Raw genomic sequence first — 15,149 nt, 5'->3', positions numbered from 1 at the left:
TAAATTTGCGAGGATTAAATATAAGTCTATTCTATTAATCTCAATTTTAATATTATGAAAATGAGAAAAACAAACAATGTTAGCCGGCTGATGGTGTTAGCAAGTGCTTTATATTGCGCATCTCTTCCAACATTTGCAACATCCATTGTACCGGAATCAATGGCTTCAGTTGTTCAACAAACAATGAAACTTAAGGGTGTTGTATTAGATGCAAAGACAGGTGAGCCGATTATCGGAGCGAATGTATTGATTAAAGGTACGGCTGTCGGTACAATTACTGACTTTGATGGAAACTATGAGTTTGAAGGTACGGTAGGTGCCAAACTGGTCATTTCTTTTGTGGGTTACAAATCCATTGAAGTGACGGCTACGGCTCATAACCAGACTATTAAGCTGAGTGAAGACTCGGAAGCACTTGACGAAGTGGTAGTGGTGGGTTATGGTATGCAGCGCAAAAGCTCTATCACTGGTTCTATTTCTTCTGTTAAAGCGGATAAATTGAAAGACATTACTACACCGAGTGTAGCTAATATGCTCCAGGGTAAAATTGCCGGTGCGGTAGTAGTTCCTACTTCTGGGCGTCCGGGTGACGGAGTGAGCATCCGTGTGCGTGGTATTGGGTCTATCCGTGGTAATGTAGAGCCTTTGTGGGTAATTGATGGGGTTGTGGGAGCTTCTTCTGCCGATTTGAACCCCAATGATATCGAATCTATTTCTATTCTGAAGGACGGTTCGGCTACGGCCCTCTATGGTTCGCGTGGTGCCAACGGTGTCATTCAGGTGACTACCAAACGTGCCACTTCGGGTCCTTCACAAATTGATTTGTCTGTTAAGTTCGGTGTATCTCAGTTACAGAAAGGTAATTTGGAGATGATGTCTGGTGCTGAATATTATGATTATGTGCGTACGGCTTACGAAAATGCTGGAACACTGGATGCACAGGGATGGTTACAGCCTTATCTGCGTAACCGTAACTTCGACTGGTGGGATTTGGCTACTCAGAATGCTTTGACACAAAATTACAACATTGGCTACCGTTATGGTAATGAAAAGATTAAGGCATATTTGTCGGCCGATTATTATTCTGAAGAAGGTACCATCAAAGGATTCGATTATGATCGTTTTACCATCCGTTCGAATACTGATTATGTGGTCAATGACCGCTTGACTTTGAAATCTAAGATTTCTGCCAGCTACAAGGAAACTAACAACCAGGAATATTCTTTGGCACATACCAGCTATACGCCGTGGGATACTCCTTGGGATTCGCAAGGAAACCTGAAGGATGGTACGCAGGGTGTGCCGACAGCCGCAGATGCTCCAACTGCTAACCCGGATGACTACTGGTATTCCGATGGAGATTCTAACTTCTTATACGATAGATCCTTGAACTGGGGGAAGACTCGTAGCAACGGTCTTGATTTGGGACTCGGTCTTGATTTCAAAATTATCGATGGATTGACTTTTGAATCTAACAACCGTGTTGGTTTCAGTAATAACTATTCTAATTCCTACGTGGATCCTAACAGCCGTTCGGGTGCGGGAACCAGTGGTTCTTACTATGACGCACAGTCAAATACCCGCTCCATCTACACCAGCCAGTTACTTCGTTTTTTGAAGACTTTTGGCGAAAAACACGAAATCAATGCTTATTTGGGTTACGATTATGATGAATATCGTTACTGGGACCTTTCGGCTACGGCCTATAAGATTTTCCAGGGAGCCGAAATTATTAATGCTGGTGCTGATGATCCTACTGCCAGTGGTACGAAATCGGAATCAAAGAATGCGGCTATTTATTTGAATGTCAACTATTCGTTCGATAGCAAATATTTGATTCAAGGTATGATTCGTCGCGACGGTTCTTCTAAATTCGGTAGTGACAAGCGTTGGGCAACCTTCTGGTCAATCGGTGCCGGATGGAATATGCACAAGGAAAAGTTCCTTAGTCAGGTAGAATGGATTAACGAGTTGAAGCCGCGTGTGTCCTACGGTATTAGTGGTAACCAGCCGGGTGGTGCTTACGAGTGGGCCACTATCTTCGGCTATACTTCCCAGTATGCTAATGAAATCGCCTTTTTGTCTAACTACCAGGGTAACCCTGACCTTTCTTGGGAGGAAACTGCAAACTTCGACGCCGGTATTGATATCCGCCTGTTCGACCGTGTGAACATCACTTTCGATTACTATTTGAAGAAAGTGAAGAACTTGATTTACCTGCGTCATTTGCCTGCCGTAACGGGTTTCAACCGTCAGACAGCTAATAACGGTAAGATGGAAAACTCTGGTGTGGAACTGACTATTACTCCTGAACTGATTAGGACTAAAGACTGGTACTGGGACATCAGTTTTAATATGGGTTATAACCGTAATGAAGTGACTTATCTGCCCGATGGCGATGACTTGACCATGCAGGCGGTTGCTGTGGGCTATCCTTATATGAACTGGTATATGAAAGAATGGGCCGGAGTTGATACCATGACGGGTACACCGCTTTGGTTCAAGGTGGATCCTGATACTGGTATCAAGACCGTGACAGGTAATTACAATGAAGCTACCAATGTGCTGCTCGATGCTTCGCCTACTCCGAAAGTGAATGGTGGCTTGAGTACTAATCTCAGTTGGAAGGGCTTGTCGCTGAACGCGAACTTCACTTTTAGTGCTGGTGCCAAGATTTACAACAGTATGCGTGCCGGTGCTCTTGACCGTGATGCGGAACGTCCTTCGCAGCCAGCCATGAGATTGCCTGATGGATGGAGCCGTTGGGAAAAACCGGGTGATATCGCTACGCATCCACAGTTGAGAGCCGGTGGTAACAATGGTGCTTCGAACACTTCTACTCGTTACCTGGAAAATGGCGACTATTTCAAACTGAAGACTTTGACGCTGTCGTACAGCCTTCCTAAGAAATGGTTGCATTCGCTGAAGATTTCGGGAGCTAATATCAGTGTGAGCGGAGAGAATCTGTTTACAATTACTAAGTTCTCCGGTCAGGATCCTGAAATTCTGTTGTCCTCTTCTTACAATGGTAATGCCAGCGGGTTCGGCTATCCTACCGTAAGACGTTTCTCTGTAGGATTGAATGTTAACTTCTAAGTACTGATAAAACAATAAGATAAAATTATGAAACTGAAATATACATTAGGAGCCTTGGTGGGTGCGTTTGCATTGGCAAGTTGCAGCTTGGACGTGAATATGTACGACGGTGTGACGGGTGAAGACGTAACAGCCCGTAACATTGTGGAATTGTCGCAAGGCAGTTACAGCATGTTAAAATACGATGGTGGACTGATTGATTATGGATATTATTTCTGGGCTTATGGTGCTGACGACCTTTCATGGGGAGGTACTTCGACTGACGAGAAATTCGATATCTACGACTATAGCCGTAAAATCAACAGTTCAGTTACAGAATATGCCTGGGAGTTGGGTTATCGTACTATCGGTAACTGTAACAGGGTGATTGAAATGGGAGCCGAACTGGGTGCGAACATCACTGACGAGGAAAAGGTCATTGTAGGTGAGAATTATTATCTCCGTGCTTTATCTTATTTTCTGCTGGTGAACGAATTTGCTCAGCCTTATTCCAATAATCCTACGCAGAATCCAGGTCTGCCACTGAAGTTGAACAGTGATCCGAACGATTTGCCTAAATCTCGTTCTACGGTAGCTGAAATCTATGATCAGGTAGTGAAGGATTTGCTGGATGCCATCACTTATATGACCTTGCCCTCAGGTCTTAGCCCCAAAAATAGTTGCTATGCCACCAAAGAAGCCGCTCAGGCGTTATTGGCCCGTGTATATCTGTATATGGAAAATTGGGATGGTGCTTGGAATATGGCCAATGAGGTTATTAATTCCGGTCGTTTTGAATTGCTGCGGGGTGATGACTATAAAATCTACTCTCAGTTCGTTCCTGAGGAAAACTCTGAAACCATTTTTGCCGTACGTCGTACAAAACAAAAAGATGATAGTGGAAGTGGTAGGATGGGAGGCCTGTACATTCAGGTGGATAACAGCGGTTGGGAGGAAATGTATGCTTCTGCTCCTTACCTGAATTTGCTGGAGTTGTATCTGGACGACCAAGGCTATTCCAAGGATTTGCGTAGTAGCTTCATTACCAAACGTTATGTAGAGGACGGAACAGACACCTCCAAGTATCCTATCACCGGTAATCCGAAACGGAATTATCAGGACTGGACTTTTGTGTATGCAGTCAAGCAGGCAGGTGCCAACGCTAATTATGAATACCGTCAGATTTCTGTTACCAAGCAGAATGACGGAACGTATGCCATGAGTACGGATGATGCTGTCAATTTCCGGAGTGAAACTATCCAGTCTGAATCCCATAACCTGGGAACCCGCTACTATGTACAGGCTTCGGACGGTACAAAATATGTAGGCCGTATCGAGCCGCGTGTGTACGATGCCAAAACGCTTCGTAAGAAGGAGGCTATGTTCCTGGTATATGCCATCAATAAATGTTCTTATCAGGAGCAGTACTATCATTTGTGGTCACCCATTATCTCTCGTTTGGCTGAAATGTATCTGATTCGTGCAGAGGCTAACCTGGAGAAAGGTGGCAATACACAGACGACCCTCGACGACGTGAATGAGATTCGTAGGAGAGCTGGTATTCCTGAATGGACACTGGAAAATATTCAGACAGCGGAAAATGGTCAACCGAAAGACATACATAAGATTATTGAAGAAGAACGTATGCTGGAATTTGCATGGGAAGGTCTTCGTCGCTTCGACGTGTTCCGCTGGCGTCATACGCTCGACCGCAAGTATCCGGGTGGACATACGTTAAGACAAGGTGACCGCTATTTGGAGATTCCTTATAATTCTCCTTCTGTATGCGAGTACATCCCACAGGCTCAATATGATGCATATCCTTACGATTTAGGACAGAATCCCTAATGGACAGAAGGATTAGAAATAGGGCTGCCTGCTTTTCTTTTAGAGCGGCAGGCGGCATCTGGAAAACATAATTTTATTTATACATAACAGAAACTGTAAAATGAAAAAAATATCATATTTTTTATCACTTCTCTTACTGGCCTTGTTCTGTGGCTGTAAGGAACAAGAACAACCTTATGTGGGTTACATTATCATTGAACGGGCCGTACTTGACGCAGCCGAGGGTTCTACTACTACGCTGACAGTCGATACGGATATTCCTTCTGAAATGTTTTTTACCATGGAGGATGGAGTGGACTGGTGTACGGTATCTGCTTCTGGTAAAGAGATTACCGTGAAAGCGACTCAGGCCAATCCAGACCCTGCTAATTTCCGTACTGCAACCATCCAGGTGAGATGTGGCTATCGTACTACTTCTTTCACCGTGTTACAGAAGTATGAAGGTCAGACTACATTGCAATACGACTGGACTAAGTGGACAGCTACTGGTTCTGACGTAGAAACTAGTGACGGAGGAGGTTATCCCAGTCTGTTTACTGATGACCGTACCCAGTTCTGGCACAGCCGTTACTCTGGCGAAAATGCACCGCTTCCTCATACCTTGGTTATCGATATGCAGGAAGAGCTGGAATGTGTCAGCTTTGCTATCGGCCGTCGTGCAAACGGGAACCTTAATTATCCTTCGGTGAAGACTTTGCAGCTGTGGGTTAGCACAGACAATGAGAATTTCACTCAGGTGGGTGGATTTACATTTGCTTTGCCATGGGAAGCTCCTGATGGCACAATCGTGAATGGAAACAGCCCGTTGGTTCCGGCTGAAGAAGTCATCTCATTGGCAGAACCGGTGGTAGCACGTTATGTCAAACTGATTATCACAGAAACCAATAACGATAGCGGAGTTTGTCAGGTAGCATACTTCAAGGCATACGGAAAGATTTAAGCAGATTCCTTATAGTCTTCTTCCCTAAGGGAAGGTTTGTGACCGAAATGAAGGATTACTCTCCATACAGAAAGGCTGTTCTCCAAGTGAGGATGGCCTTTCTTGTTTATATCCGAGGGGATATACAATAAAAAATCCCCCGCTTGTCACTTTTCAGAGCAAGCGGGGGATTTCAGGAGTAATGTATACAGTGGAATTATTTTTCAATGCCTACCAGTTCAACTTCAAAAATCAAAGTAGAGAACGGTTTGATTTTACCAGTTTCCTGTGCACCATATCCCAGTTCTTGCGGAATATACAATTCCCACTTAGAACCAACCGGCATCATTTTCAAGGCTTCAGTCCATCCCGGAATTACGCGGTTGACAGCCAATGTGATAGGCTCTTTAGAAGAGTCGAATTCAGTACCGTCAATCATTGTGCCTTTATAGTTTACTTTTACACGTGAAGTGTCAGCAGGCATGGCTCCTGTACCCTTAGTGATGATTTTGTACTGCAAACCGCTGGCAGTTGTCTGAATACCTTCTTTGCTCTTGTTGTTAGCCAAGAATTCTTCATTCTGTTTTTTGTAGTCTGCATATTTAGCTTCCAATGCCTTAGACTTGATTAATTCTGCCTTCAGACGTACATAAGTACTTGCAGAGTCAGTAGTTACGATGCTTTGTTTCTTTACGGCAGCAATGAATCCAGCCAAGAAGTTGTCTTTGTTCAGTGATTGAACAGAATCCTGTCCGAAAATCTGACGGTTGTTATAGTCGAACATGTCACCACTTATCTGCTGTCCAATCTGCATACCGGCCAGATATGCTTTCTGCTTAGCGTCGGTTTCCTTGCAGCCTTGTTCCAGACCCTTGATGAAATCTGCTATGTTAGCAGAATCTACTCCCAGACGACCTTGTACATATTCCATCAGTCCCTGAGTATTGGTTACACCCATCATATAAGACAAAGAGTCTACATCACTTTTCAGGTTCGCTTTCGGTCCCTGTGCTGTACATGATGCCAGGCTGGCTGCAGCGGCAAGCATCATAAAAAATGTACCTTTTTTCATTTGCTTTGTTATTTATAATACTTCAATTAATTCTACTTCAAAAATTAGTGTGCTGTGAGGTGGAATCATTTCACCTGCACCTTGTGCACCGTATGCCAGGTCTGATGGAATGTAGAGCTTCCATTTTGCTCCTTCTGACATCAGCTGTAGAGCTTCTACCCATCCTTTGATTACCTGGTTCACCCCAAACACTGCCGGTTCGCCCCGTTTGATAGAGCTGTCGAACAATGTTCCGTCAATCAATGTACCTTCATAATGACAACGTACGCGGTCGGTGGCCTTCGGCTTTTTACCGTTTCCTTCTGTGATAACTTCGTACTGTAATCCACTTGGCAAGGTTACGATGTGTGGGTTTTTCTTATTTTCTTCCAAAAAAGCCTTTCCCTTTTCTATGTTTTCTGCGTTCATTTTCTCTTCCAGTTCCGTGAAATACTTGTTGACGATTTCGCGTGCTTCCGTGTGAGAGATTGCAGTTTGGTTTCCTTCCAATACGTCTTTGATAGCCTGTGCAAAGTCATTTACATCAATGGAACGAGCGCCCATGCTCAATAGATTTTGGCCAATCCCCAGACCAATGGCGTAGCTAAATTTATCCATAAACAGATTTTGTATTAATAAATGATTAACGGGGAGCAAAGGTATCTTTTTTCTGTGAATGTGAGGAATTTTGATTGATAAAATTTCTTATTTTTGGACGATGAAACTTTTTAATGATAATGTATCTAAAATCAGGAGGATAAGAAGATGAAAAATCTGGTAGTATTGACAGGAGCCGGCATGAGTGCGGAAAGTGGAATCAGTACGTTTCGTGATGCAGGAGGGCTTTGGGACCAATATCCGGTGGAGCAGGTGGCTACCCCTGAAGGATATGCGGCCAATCCGAAGTTGGTGATTAATTTTTACAATGAACGCAGAAAACAATTGCTTGAGGTGAAGCCGAACAGGGGACATGAACTTCTGGCGGAGCTGGAGAAATATTTTCATGTGACCATTATTACCCAGAATGTGGATAATTTGCACGAGCGTGCAGGAAGTACAGAGGTGATTCACCTGCATGGAGAGCTTACTAAAGTAACGTCCAGTTTCCAACCTAATAACCCTCGTTTTATTAAGGAACTTCAGCCAGAAGAGTATGAGGTGCGGATGGGGGATAAGGCACCCGACGGTTCTCAGTTTCGACCTTTCATTGTCTGGTTTGGAGAAGCAGTGCCGATGATTGAAACTGCTATTGATTACGTGGATAAAGCAGACATTTTTGTGATAATCGGTACTTCACTGAATGTATATCCTGCTGCCGGTTTGCTGAACTATGTACATCCTGGGGTACCAGTCTACCTGATAGATTCTAAAGAAGTGCGCATTGCTTCCGGACGTGCGGTACACGTTATCCAGAAAGGGGCTTCCGAAGGTATGGAAGAATTAAAAAAAATGTTATTGAGAATACGAGATTAAACAAATTCTTTCTATATTTGTTATCATTTTAAACTGAGAATAGATACTAATTATTGTTTTAATAAACTGACTGATTATGAAAAAGTACATTTGCACAGTATGTGATTGGGTTTACGATCCGGAAGTAGGGGATCCGGAAGGAGGAATTGCTCCGGGTACAGCTTTTGAAGATATTCCAGAAGACTGGGTTTGTCCGGTTTGCGGAGTTGGAAAAGAAGATTTCCAAGTAGTAGAAGATTAATAAACTTTTCTTGATAAGGACGGCCTTCTAAAAAGTATGCCATATACTTTTGGAAGGCCGTTTTCTTATATTCCTTTTATGCTTGCAGAATGATGCCCATTTTTTTCATCAGGAAACAGGCGTTCATGTTTTGAGCCACTCCTTCACGCAACTTGTAGGAGAAGGTAAGTTCGTCATCTTTGATATCGGCTTCGAAGCAATAGTTACGTATTTCTTCAGGGAATTGCTTGATGAGGCTGCCTAGCAGAAGGTCGTGTGTGGCTATAATACCGTTTGCTTTCAGATACATGAACTGGCGAATTAAATCGAAAGACCCTTTCTGTTTGTCCATGGAGTTGGTCCCTTTCAATATTTCATCCAGGATAATAAACAGTGACTGACCTTGATTCAACAAGTCGATGATGCGCTTCAGTCGTTTCAGTTCAGCAAAGAAGTAAGATTCATTGTCGGGAAGTGAGTCGGAGGTGCGCAGGCTGGTAATGAGCTGGTTAGGATACAATTTGAGCTTCTCGCAGCATACAGGAGCTCCAATGCAAGCCAGCAGGTAATTCACGCCGATAGTTCTCAGGTAAGTACTTTTCCCAGCCATGTTAGCCCCAGTGATGATTAGGAAAAACGGACGTGATGGAATGATGGCATCATTTTTTATGCATTGTGAAACCGGCATGAGGGGATGCCCCATTTGTGTGGCAAGAAAGCAGAAGGGTTTTTCTGCCAGTTCCGGGTAAGTGTATTGCGGATGATTGTAGGCGAAGGTACCTAGTGAGCATAAGGCATCCAGTTCTCCTACAGTTTCCAGCCATTCGGTAATATGCTGTCCGTAGCGTGCTTTCCATCGTTCGATGCGGACAATTTCCTGTAGCTGGAAAAAGATACTTCCCTCCAATAGCACATAGAGAAACTGGTTGTTGCGTAAATCCAGCCGGTCGAGTTCCTTGGATAATTGCTGGAGAGCCTGTATAGGAGACTGACCGTTCATATTGAATCGTTGTATTAGTTCTTGCATGCCGTCTGACTTCCAGTTTTCTTCTTTAGACAGTGCGATGAGCCGGGCATATCCGTTCAGGCTTTTCAACTGCTGTCCGTAGGTTTCCTGTATGTAGGTGGCTCGCTTCATAATTCCAAAGCTGAGAATCAGGAAAATACAGAATGACAACCCCAGCCAGGAAAGTGAAGTCCATCCTGCGAGGAAAGTTATTAACAGGAGGCTGTTAATAACTGGTACTCCCCAGATAAAGGCTTTGACCCATCCTGTGCGAAGGTATTGTGCGGGGCTTTGGCTCCATGCTTGTATTTTTTCGGCGTCAGACGATGAACTGTTATGTACCAGTCCCGTCACACGGAATTGTTCGCGGAACAGGGGATGTTCACTGAGTTCCCCTACCATTTCCTGGCGTTTTTCGATGGCTGCTTTCTCGTGCAGGTGATTTTGCAACCATTCTGCCAAACGAGTTTTCCCGAAAAAAGTGCAAGTACGGTTAATTGACTGGAAAAGAGAACGTTGTCCGAAAATATCCAGGTCGAATGAATAAGGATGCTCCGGATAGATGTATTCTTTTCCATCTTCAAAACAACTGTAATCGCCGGAAAGAGCTTGTAATTCTTCTTGTATGATACGTGCTTGCGTTTCCAGCCATTCTTTGCGGATAAAAAGGCGGTTGTGTATTTTTACCAGAATAAAGAGTGGAAGGAAGGTAAGGCAGGTACAAACAATCAGCAGGGTAGTTTGATTAAATAAAAGGTAAAGTCCTGCTATCCCTGCCATGAACAAGGCAAGGCGCAACATGCTGATGCGGAAGATTTGTTTCTTTACTTGTTGTAATTGTCCTTCGGTGAGGGACAGTCTTTCTGTGTAGTGATTTTCTGGATTCATGTTATTGTGTTTGTGTTAATTGCACAAAGAAACGAAAAACCACAGATACACAGCCGAAAAAAACTGTTAAAAGAAGGAATCCATTTGTGTATTTCATGAATAAATCCCTTCTTTGCAATAAAATCAAGAATATTTCTTAATAAAAGTGTGCGCGATAACGCATTTCTTTTTCAGCAAACGCGTGCCCGCACACACCTTTGCGAAGTTCTATGCAGAAAAACAAAAACATACGTCTTACTGACATTGCCCGCTTGGCAAATGTGTCGGTTGGTACGGTCGACAGAGTGATTCATAACCGTGGACGCGTGTCGGAAGAAAACATCCGGCGCGTGAGGGAAATTATGGAGCAGGTGGGTTATAAGCCTAACTTGATAGCACGTTCGTTGGCGGTGAAGAAGCCGTGTCATCTGGTGGCACTGATTCCAGATTTCCATCCAGGAGACTATTGGAGTGCGATGGAGTATGGTATTCGTCGGGCGGAAGAAGAGTTGGAAAGTTATGGTGTGAAAATTTCTGTGTTGACTTTTGACCAGTACTGCAAAGCCAGTTTTGAACAGACTGTATCTTATTTACTGGAGATGCCCGAAACCGTGGATGGAGTGATTGTCGGTACACTTTTTAAAGAGGCTGTCATTCAACTTTCCGAACGTTTGGATATGCGTGAGATTCCTTATGTGTATGTCGACTCGGACATAGAGGAGCAAGGGCGACTGGCTTATTATGGTACGGACTCCGTGGCTGGGGGAGAGATTGGTGCCCGCCTGCTACTGCCCTCCATGGCTTTTCAGGGAGATATTCTAGTGGCTCATATCCGGCATGACAAGGGCCGTATGTCTACTCAAGGACAGAAACGCTATTCCGGCTTTCTTCAATACCTGAAGCAACAGGGCTGTGAGGTGAACTTGGTGGAGGTGGATTTGTGGATAGGCGATGAGACACATAATGAGCAGGTACTGGACGATGCCTTCCGAAATCATATGGGTATTCGTGGGGCAATCACATTTAATTCTTCCTGTTATATTTTGGGAGATTATCTGGAAAAGCGGCAGAAGCGTGAGATTCGTTTGGTAGGCTATGATTTGATTGATTCGAATGTGCGGTTATTGAATGAAGGATATGTGCAGGCATTGATTGCACAGCGTCCGGAATTGCAGGGCTACAACGGTGTGAAGGCATTGAGCCGCCTGTTGCTGTTCGATGAAAGGCCGCAGGTAGTGAATTTGCTGCCGATAGACATTTTGTTGAAAGAGAATTATCAGTTTTATAATAAAGTATCCAATTTATTGCTAATCTAATTATTATGGCGAACGAATTATTTAATGTAGCCGGCAAGGTAGTCGTAATGACTGGGGGAGCCGGTGTGTTGGGAAAAGGAATTTCCAAGTATTTGGCTGCACAAGGTGCGAAAATGGTCGTACTCGACCGTAGTGAAGAAGCCGGAAAAGCGCTGGTAGATGAAATTGTGGCTCAGGGATATGAAGCTACATTCCTCTACACTGACGTAATGAACAAGGAAGTGCTGGAACAGAACAAGAAAGATATTCTGGAAAAGTACGGACGTATTGACGTGCTGCTGAATGCGGCTGGTGGAAATATGGCTGGTGCAACCATTGCACCGGACAAGACTTTCTTCGACTTGCAGATAGATGCATTCAAGAAAGTGGTCGATTTAAATCTTTTTGGAACGGTATTGCCGACGATGGTTTTTGCCGATATAATGGTAAAACAGAAAAAAGGTGCTATCGTGAATTTCTGCTCTGAATCTGCGTTGCGCCCGTTGACTCGTGTAGTAGGTTATGGTGCAGCAAAGGCAGCCATTGCCAACTTTACAAAATACATGGCTGGCGAACTGGCTATCAAGTTTGGTGATGGTCTGCGTGTGAATGCCATTGCTCCGGGCTTCTTCCTGACTGAACAGAACCGTACGTTGCTGACTAATCCTGACGGCTCACTGACCGACCGTTCCAGAACGATTCTGGCTCACACTCCGTTCGGACGTTTCGGTGAACCGGAAGATTTGTATGGTACCATTCACTACCTGATCAGTGATGCTTCTAACTTTGTGACAGGTACGGTGGCTGTCATTGACGGTGGATTTGACGCCTTCTCTATTTAATTGAAGTATGAACCTTTAAAAAGAAACGTTATGTATTTATGTGAACAAACCTGGCGCTGGTACGGTCCGAACGATCCGGTGTCTTTGTGGGACATCAAGCAGGCAGGTGCTACGGGTATCGTCAATGCGCTGCACCATATTCCGAACGGCGAAGTCTGGACGGTAGAAGAAATCATGAAACGCAAGCAGATGATTGAAGAAGTCGGCTTGACATGGAGTGTGGTAGAGAGTGTACCGGTGCATGAACATATCAAGACGCAGACCGGCGATTTCATGAAGTATATCGAGAATTATAAGAAAAGCCTGCGCAACCTGGCCAAATGTGGCATTTACATTGTGACTTACAACTTTATGCCGGTACTCGACTGGACACGTACGGACTTGGCTTATACCATGCCCGACGGTTCCAAAGCCTTGCGCTTTGAACGTGCGGCGTTTGTGGCTTTCGACTTGTTTATCCTGAAACGTCCGGGAGCTGAAAAGGAGTACTCGGAAGAAGAAAAGGCCAAAGCAAAAGCTCGCTACGAGCAGATGGACGAAGAAGAAATTCATCGCCTGACCCGTAACATGATTGCCGGATTGCCGGGTTCGGAAGAAAGCTTTACATTGGAACAGTTCCAGCATGAACTGGACCGTTACAAGGATATTGACGCAGAGCAGTTGCGTGCCAACCTGATTTTCTTCCTGAAAGAAATCTGCCCGGTAGCCGATGAAGTGGGTGTCAAACTGGTGATTCATCCGGACGATCCGCCTCAGTCTATTTTGGGCTTGCCGCGTATCATGAGTACGGAAGAAGATTTCCGCAAGCTGGTGGAAGCCGTACCTAATGAATCCAACGGTTTGTGTCTTTGCACTGGTTCACTGGGTGTCAGTGCAAAGAATGACCTGGCAGGCATGATGGAACGCTGGGGCGACCGCATCAATTTTGTACACTTGCGCAGTACACAACGCGATGCGGAAGGCAATTTCCATGAAGCTAATCACTTGGAAGGTGACGTAGACATGTATCATGTAATGAAGAACTTCCTGCTCATGCAGCAGCGCCGCAAGGTGTCTATTCCGATGCGTCCGGACCACGGCCATCAGATGATTGACGACTTGAAGAAGAAGACTAATCCGGGCTACTCTTGTCTGGGCCGATTGAGAGGGCTGGCCGAATTGAGAGGACTGGAAATGGGTATTGCCAAGTCTATGGAAGAACAGAAGTGAACAGTCAGTTGATTAACTGATGTGTTTATACGAAAAAATGGTTCATGTAAGGAGGAAATCCATTCATGGACCATTTTTTGTGGTAGCTATTAGTAATTTAGAGTGAATTATTTAAATGACTCTAGTTCGAATGTGTAAGAACTATTAAAATCGTTGAGATATTTTACTATGCCAATTCCCTTAGCCATCCAGTATGTGACGGTACTTTGCTTTGAATTCCGGTCATCCTTTAAGTCATCTATATTGACTTTTCCTTCAATTTTTACACATGGGAATTCACCAGCTGTAGTGCTTAGGTTCTCTTCACTTACGACTTTCATATCGGAATAAGTAACAAGCATTTTGTTTTTTCTTCCCATTAGTTGGTAAGAAAGTATTTGTTTTCCACTTTGTAAAGTGTCACCTACGCTTAATTGAGGCGGGACATAAAAGATATAGCCTTTTCGTTCCATATTTCTTCCATATCCTAACAGAAAATCGTGGGTTAAGTAATAGCCTCCTTTTTCATCAATTGTAGTAGGCATTAGGATACCTTCGCCCATTCCCATGGCCTTGATGAGTTTGGAAACTTTTCTCTTTTTGTTTAGAATCTTATGTTCTGTTGTGACTATTTTCCCTTTTTCTGTAGCCTTTGTAGAGATGACACGCGTCTGGATGTATGAGAAACCTAGATTCAGTCTTTTTTTTTCTCCCACATATACAGCATATTCAGAAAATGAATCAGGCTGACCTGCAAAGTAACCTATAATGTCTTGTGCATTCACCTGAGATAGGGTATATATAAAAAATATGATTACGGTAGTAATTCTCATAGTTTTGCAGTTGAAGTAATTAATCCCAAACGAATATTAGTCCTAATGTGAAATAGTCTCCAATATGATCCTTATCAAATTTAAATTTAGAGAAGTCCCAGCGATATCCGGCGGCTATTGAAATTCCTTTATACAGATTTATACCGATTTTCGGAGAAATAAAAAGGCCGAAGTTACCATCGGATACAGATTGATTGTCATAGTCGTATTCTGGTATATACACACCAGAGGGAGTGGTATGTCCGCCTGTTTGTTCTTTTGTGCTATATTTTATTTTCCAATGAGCGTATCTTACTCCTAAATCTGCATCAAGAAAGAGAAGGTTCTTATACCAGAAACGATAATGGGCACCGATACCTACGTCCCATCCGGAATTTTCAGTTATAGGAGATTTTGTTTCACCACTTTTGATAGAATAGTTAAGTAACAGATGTTTCCAGGCAAGTCCTATTCCCAATCCATATCATCCATCCAAGAACTGGTAATCTAAAATTAGTGAACTTTGCATGTTTGATAACATTTTTTCTTCTTC

At 43.8% G+C, this 15,149-nt stretch carries 13 protein-coding genes; 8 read left to right on the top strand and 5 right to left on the bottom strand.

What is annotated here, in order from left to right:
- Nucleotides 1-183 precede the first annotated feature (183 nt).
- From ACMJ0U_RS06790 to ACMJ0U_RS06780, 3 genes are all read left to right on the top strand, one after another.
- The gene (locus ACMJ0U_RS06790) at nt 184-3,096 is read left to right on the top strand and encodes a SusC/RagA family TonB-linked outer membrane protein (RefSeq protein WP_417129079.1); all 2,913 of its coding nucleotides are present in this window, start codon (nt 184-186) and stop codon (nt 3,094-3,096) included.
- A 27-nt stretch (nt 3,097-3,123) separates the two neighbouring features.
- A complete protein-coding gene (locus ACMJ0U_RS06785) occupies nt 3,124-4,923 on the top strand; it encodes a RagB/SusD family nutrient uptake outer membrane protein (RefSeq protein ID WP_417129077.1) in 1,800 nt (599 codons plus the stop codon).
- Between the two features lie 100 nt (nt 4,924-5,023).
- Nucleotides 5,024-5,863 (top strand): discoidin domain-containing protein, encoded by an 840-nt coding sequence (locus ACMJ0U_RS06780; protein ID WP_417129075.1) that lies wholly within the window; start codon nt 5,024-5,026, stop codon nt 5,861-5,863.
- 196 nt (nt 5,864-6,059) lie between these two features.
- Here the strand turns inward: ACMJ0U_RS06780 and ACMJ0U_RS06775 are convergent, their stop codons facing one another.
- Both ACMJ0U_RS06775 and ACMJ0U_RS06770 read right to left on the bottom strand, forming a co-directional pair.
- Nucleotides 6,060-6,914: an FKBP-type peptidyl-prolyl cis-trans isomerase gene (locus ACMJ0U_RS06775; RefSeq protein WP_417129073.1), complete on the bottom strand. Its 855-nt coding sequence runs from the start codon at nt 6,912-6,914 to the stop codon at nt 6,060-6,062.
- A 12-nt stretch (nt 6,915-6,926) separates the two neighbouring features.
- Nucleotides 6,927-7,511 carry an FKBP-type peptidyl-prolyl cis-trans isomerase gene (locus tag ACMJ0U_RS06770; RefSeq protein ID WP_417129071.1) on the bottom strand — a complete coding sequence of 195 codons (585 nt, stop codon included), beginning with the start codon at nt 7,509-7,511 and terminating at the stop codon, nt 6,927-6,929.
- 147 nt (nt 7,512-7,658) lie between these two features.
- Between ACMJ0U_RS06770 and ACMJ0U_RS06765 the strand changes: the two genes are divergently transcribed.
- Both ACMJ0U_RS06765 and rd read left to right on the top strand, forming a co-directional pair.
- Nucleotides 7,659-8,366, top strand: coding sequence for an SIR2 family NAD-dependent protein deacylase (locus ACMJ0U_RS06765; RefSeq protein ID WP_417129070.1), 708 nt, complete (start codon nt 7,659-7,661; stop codon nt 8,364-8,366).
- Nucleotides 8,367-8,442: 76 nt separating this feature from the next.
- Nucleotides 8,443-8,607 carry a rubredoxin gene (gene rd, locus ACMJ0U_RS06760; RefSeq protein ID WP_022054538.1) on the top strand — a complete coding sequence of 55 codons (165 nt, stop codon included), beginning with the start codon at nt 8,443-8,445 and terminating at the stop codon, nt 8,605-8,607.
- Between the two features lie 76 nt (nt 8,608-8,683).
- Here the strand turns inward: rd and ACMJ0U_RS06755 are convergent, their stop codons facing one another.
- Entirely contained in the window at nt 8,684-10,480 is a 1,797-nt protein-coding gene (locus ACMJ0U_RS06755) for a MutS-related protein (protein WP_417129068.1), read from the bottom strand.
- Between the two features lie 209 nt (nt 10,481-10,689).
- Here ACMJ0U_RS06755 and ACMJ0U_RS06750 point away from each other — a divergent pair, with 209 nt between their 5' ends.
- The 3 genes from ACMJ0U_RS06750 to uxuA are packed head-to-tail and all read left to right on the top strand — an operon-like array spanning nt 10,690 to nt 13,805.
- Complete coding sequence (locus ACMJ0U_RS06750; RefSeq protein ID WP_417129067.1) at nt 10,690-11,775, top strand: substrate-binding domain-containing protein; 1,086 nt, start codon at nt 10,690-10,692, stop codon at nt 11,773-11,775.
- Between the two features lie 5 nt (nt 11,776-11,780).
- Nucleotides 11,781-12,596 (top strand): SDR family oxidoreductase, encoded by an 816-nt coding sequence (locus ACMJ0U_RS06745; RefSeq protein WP_417129065.1) that lies wholly within the window; start codon nt 11,781-11,783, stop codon nt 12,594-12,596.
- Between the two features lie 30 nt (nt 12,597-12,626).
- On the top strand, nt 12,627-13,805 hold the full coding sequence (gene uxuA / locus ACMJ0U_RS06740) for a mannonate dehydratase (protein WP_417129063.1): 1,179 nt from the start codon (nt 12,627-12,629) through the stop codon (nt 13,803-13,805).
- Between the two features lie 107 nt (nt 13,806-13,912).
- Here the strand turns inward: uxuA and ACMJ0U_RS06735 are convergent, their stop codons facing one another.
- Both ACMJ0U_RS06735 and ACMJ0U_RS06730 read right to left on the bottom strand, forming a co-directional pair.
- The gene (locus ACMJ0U_RS06735) at nt 13,913-14,617 is read right to left on the bottom strand and encodes a hypothetical protein (RefSeq protein ID WP_417129061.1); all 705 of its coding nucleotides are present in this window, start codon (nt 14,615-14,617) and stop codon (nt 13,913-13,915) included.
- 19 nt (nt 14,618-14,636) lie between these two features.
- Complete coding sequence (locus ACMJ0U_RS06730) at nt 14,637-15,074, bottom strand: hypothetical protein (protein ID WP_417129059.1); 438 nt, start codon at nt 15,072-15,074, stop codon at nt 14,637-14,639.
- Nucleotides 15,075-15,149: the final 75 nt, after the last annotated feature.

The sequence above is a fragment of the Phocaeicola sp. genome (assembly GCF_048170425.1).
In the GTDB taxonomy this organism is placed as follows: domain Bacteria; phylum Bacteroidota; class Bacteroidia; order Bacteroidales; family Bacteroidaceae; genus Phocaeicola.
This window is presented reverse-complemented; position numbering and strand designations above follow the sequence as displayed.

Coding starts and splice junctions, on each gene's coding strand:
- ACMJ0U_RS06790 (WP_417129079.1), top strand. CDS start 184: ATGAAACTTAAGGGTGTTGTATTAGATGCAAAGACAGGTGAGCCGATT.
- ACMJ0U_RS06745 (WP_417129065.1), top strand. CDS start 11,781: ATGGCGAACGAATTATTTAATGTAGCCGGCAAGGTAGTCGTAATGACT.
- rd (WP_022054538.1), top strand. CDS start 8,443: ATGAAAAAGTACATTTGCACAGTATGTGATTGGGTTTACGATCCGGAA.
- uxuA (WP_417129063.1), top strand. CDS start 12,627: ATGTATTTATGTGAACAAACCTGGCGCTGGTACGGTCCGAACGATCCG.
- ACMJ0U_RS06775 (WP_417129073.1), bottom strand. CDS start 6,914: ATGAAAAAAGGTACATTTTTTATGATGCTTGCCGCTGCAGCCAGCCTG.
- ACMJ0U_RS06770 (WP_417129071.1), bottom strand. CDS start 7,511: ATGGATAAATTTAGCTACGCCATTGGTCTGGGGATTGGCCAAAATCTA.
- ACMJ0U_RS06735 (WP_417129061.1), bottom strand. CDS start 14,617: ATGAGAATTACTACCGTAATCATATTTTTTATATATACCCTATCTCAG.
- ACMJ0U_RS06785 (WP_417129077.1), top strand. CDS start 3,124: ATGAAACTGAAATATACATTAGGAGCCTTGGTGGGTGCGTTTGCATTG.
- ACMJ0U_RS06755 (WP_417129068.1), bottom strand. CDS start 10,480: ATGAATCCAGAAAATCACTACACAGAAAGACTGTCCCTCACCGAAGGA.
- ACMJ0U_RS06780 (WP_417129075.1), top strand. CDS start 5,024: ATGAAAAAAATATCATATTTTTTATCACTTCTCTTACTGGCCTTGTTC.
- ACMJ0U_RS06765 (WP_417129070.1), top strand. CDS start 7,659: ATGAAAAATCTGGTAGTATTGACAGGAGCCGGCATGAGTGCGGAAAGT.
- ACMJ0U_RS06750 (WP_417129067.1), top strand. CDS start 10,690: ATGCAGAAAAACAAAAACATACGTCTTACTGACATTGCCCGCTTGGCA.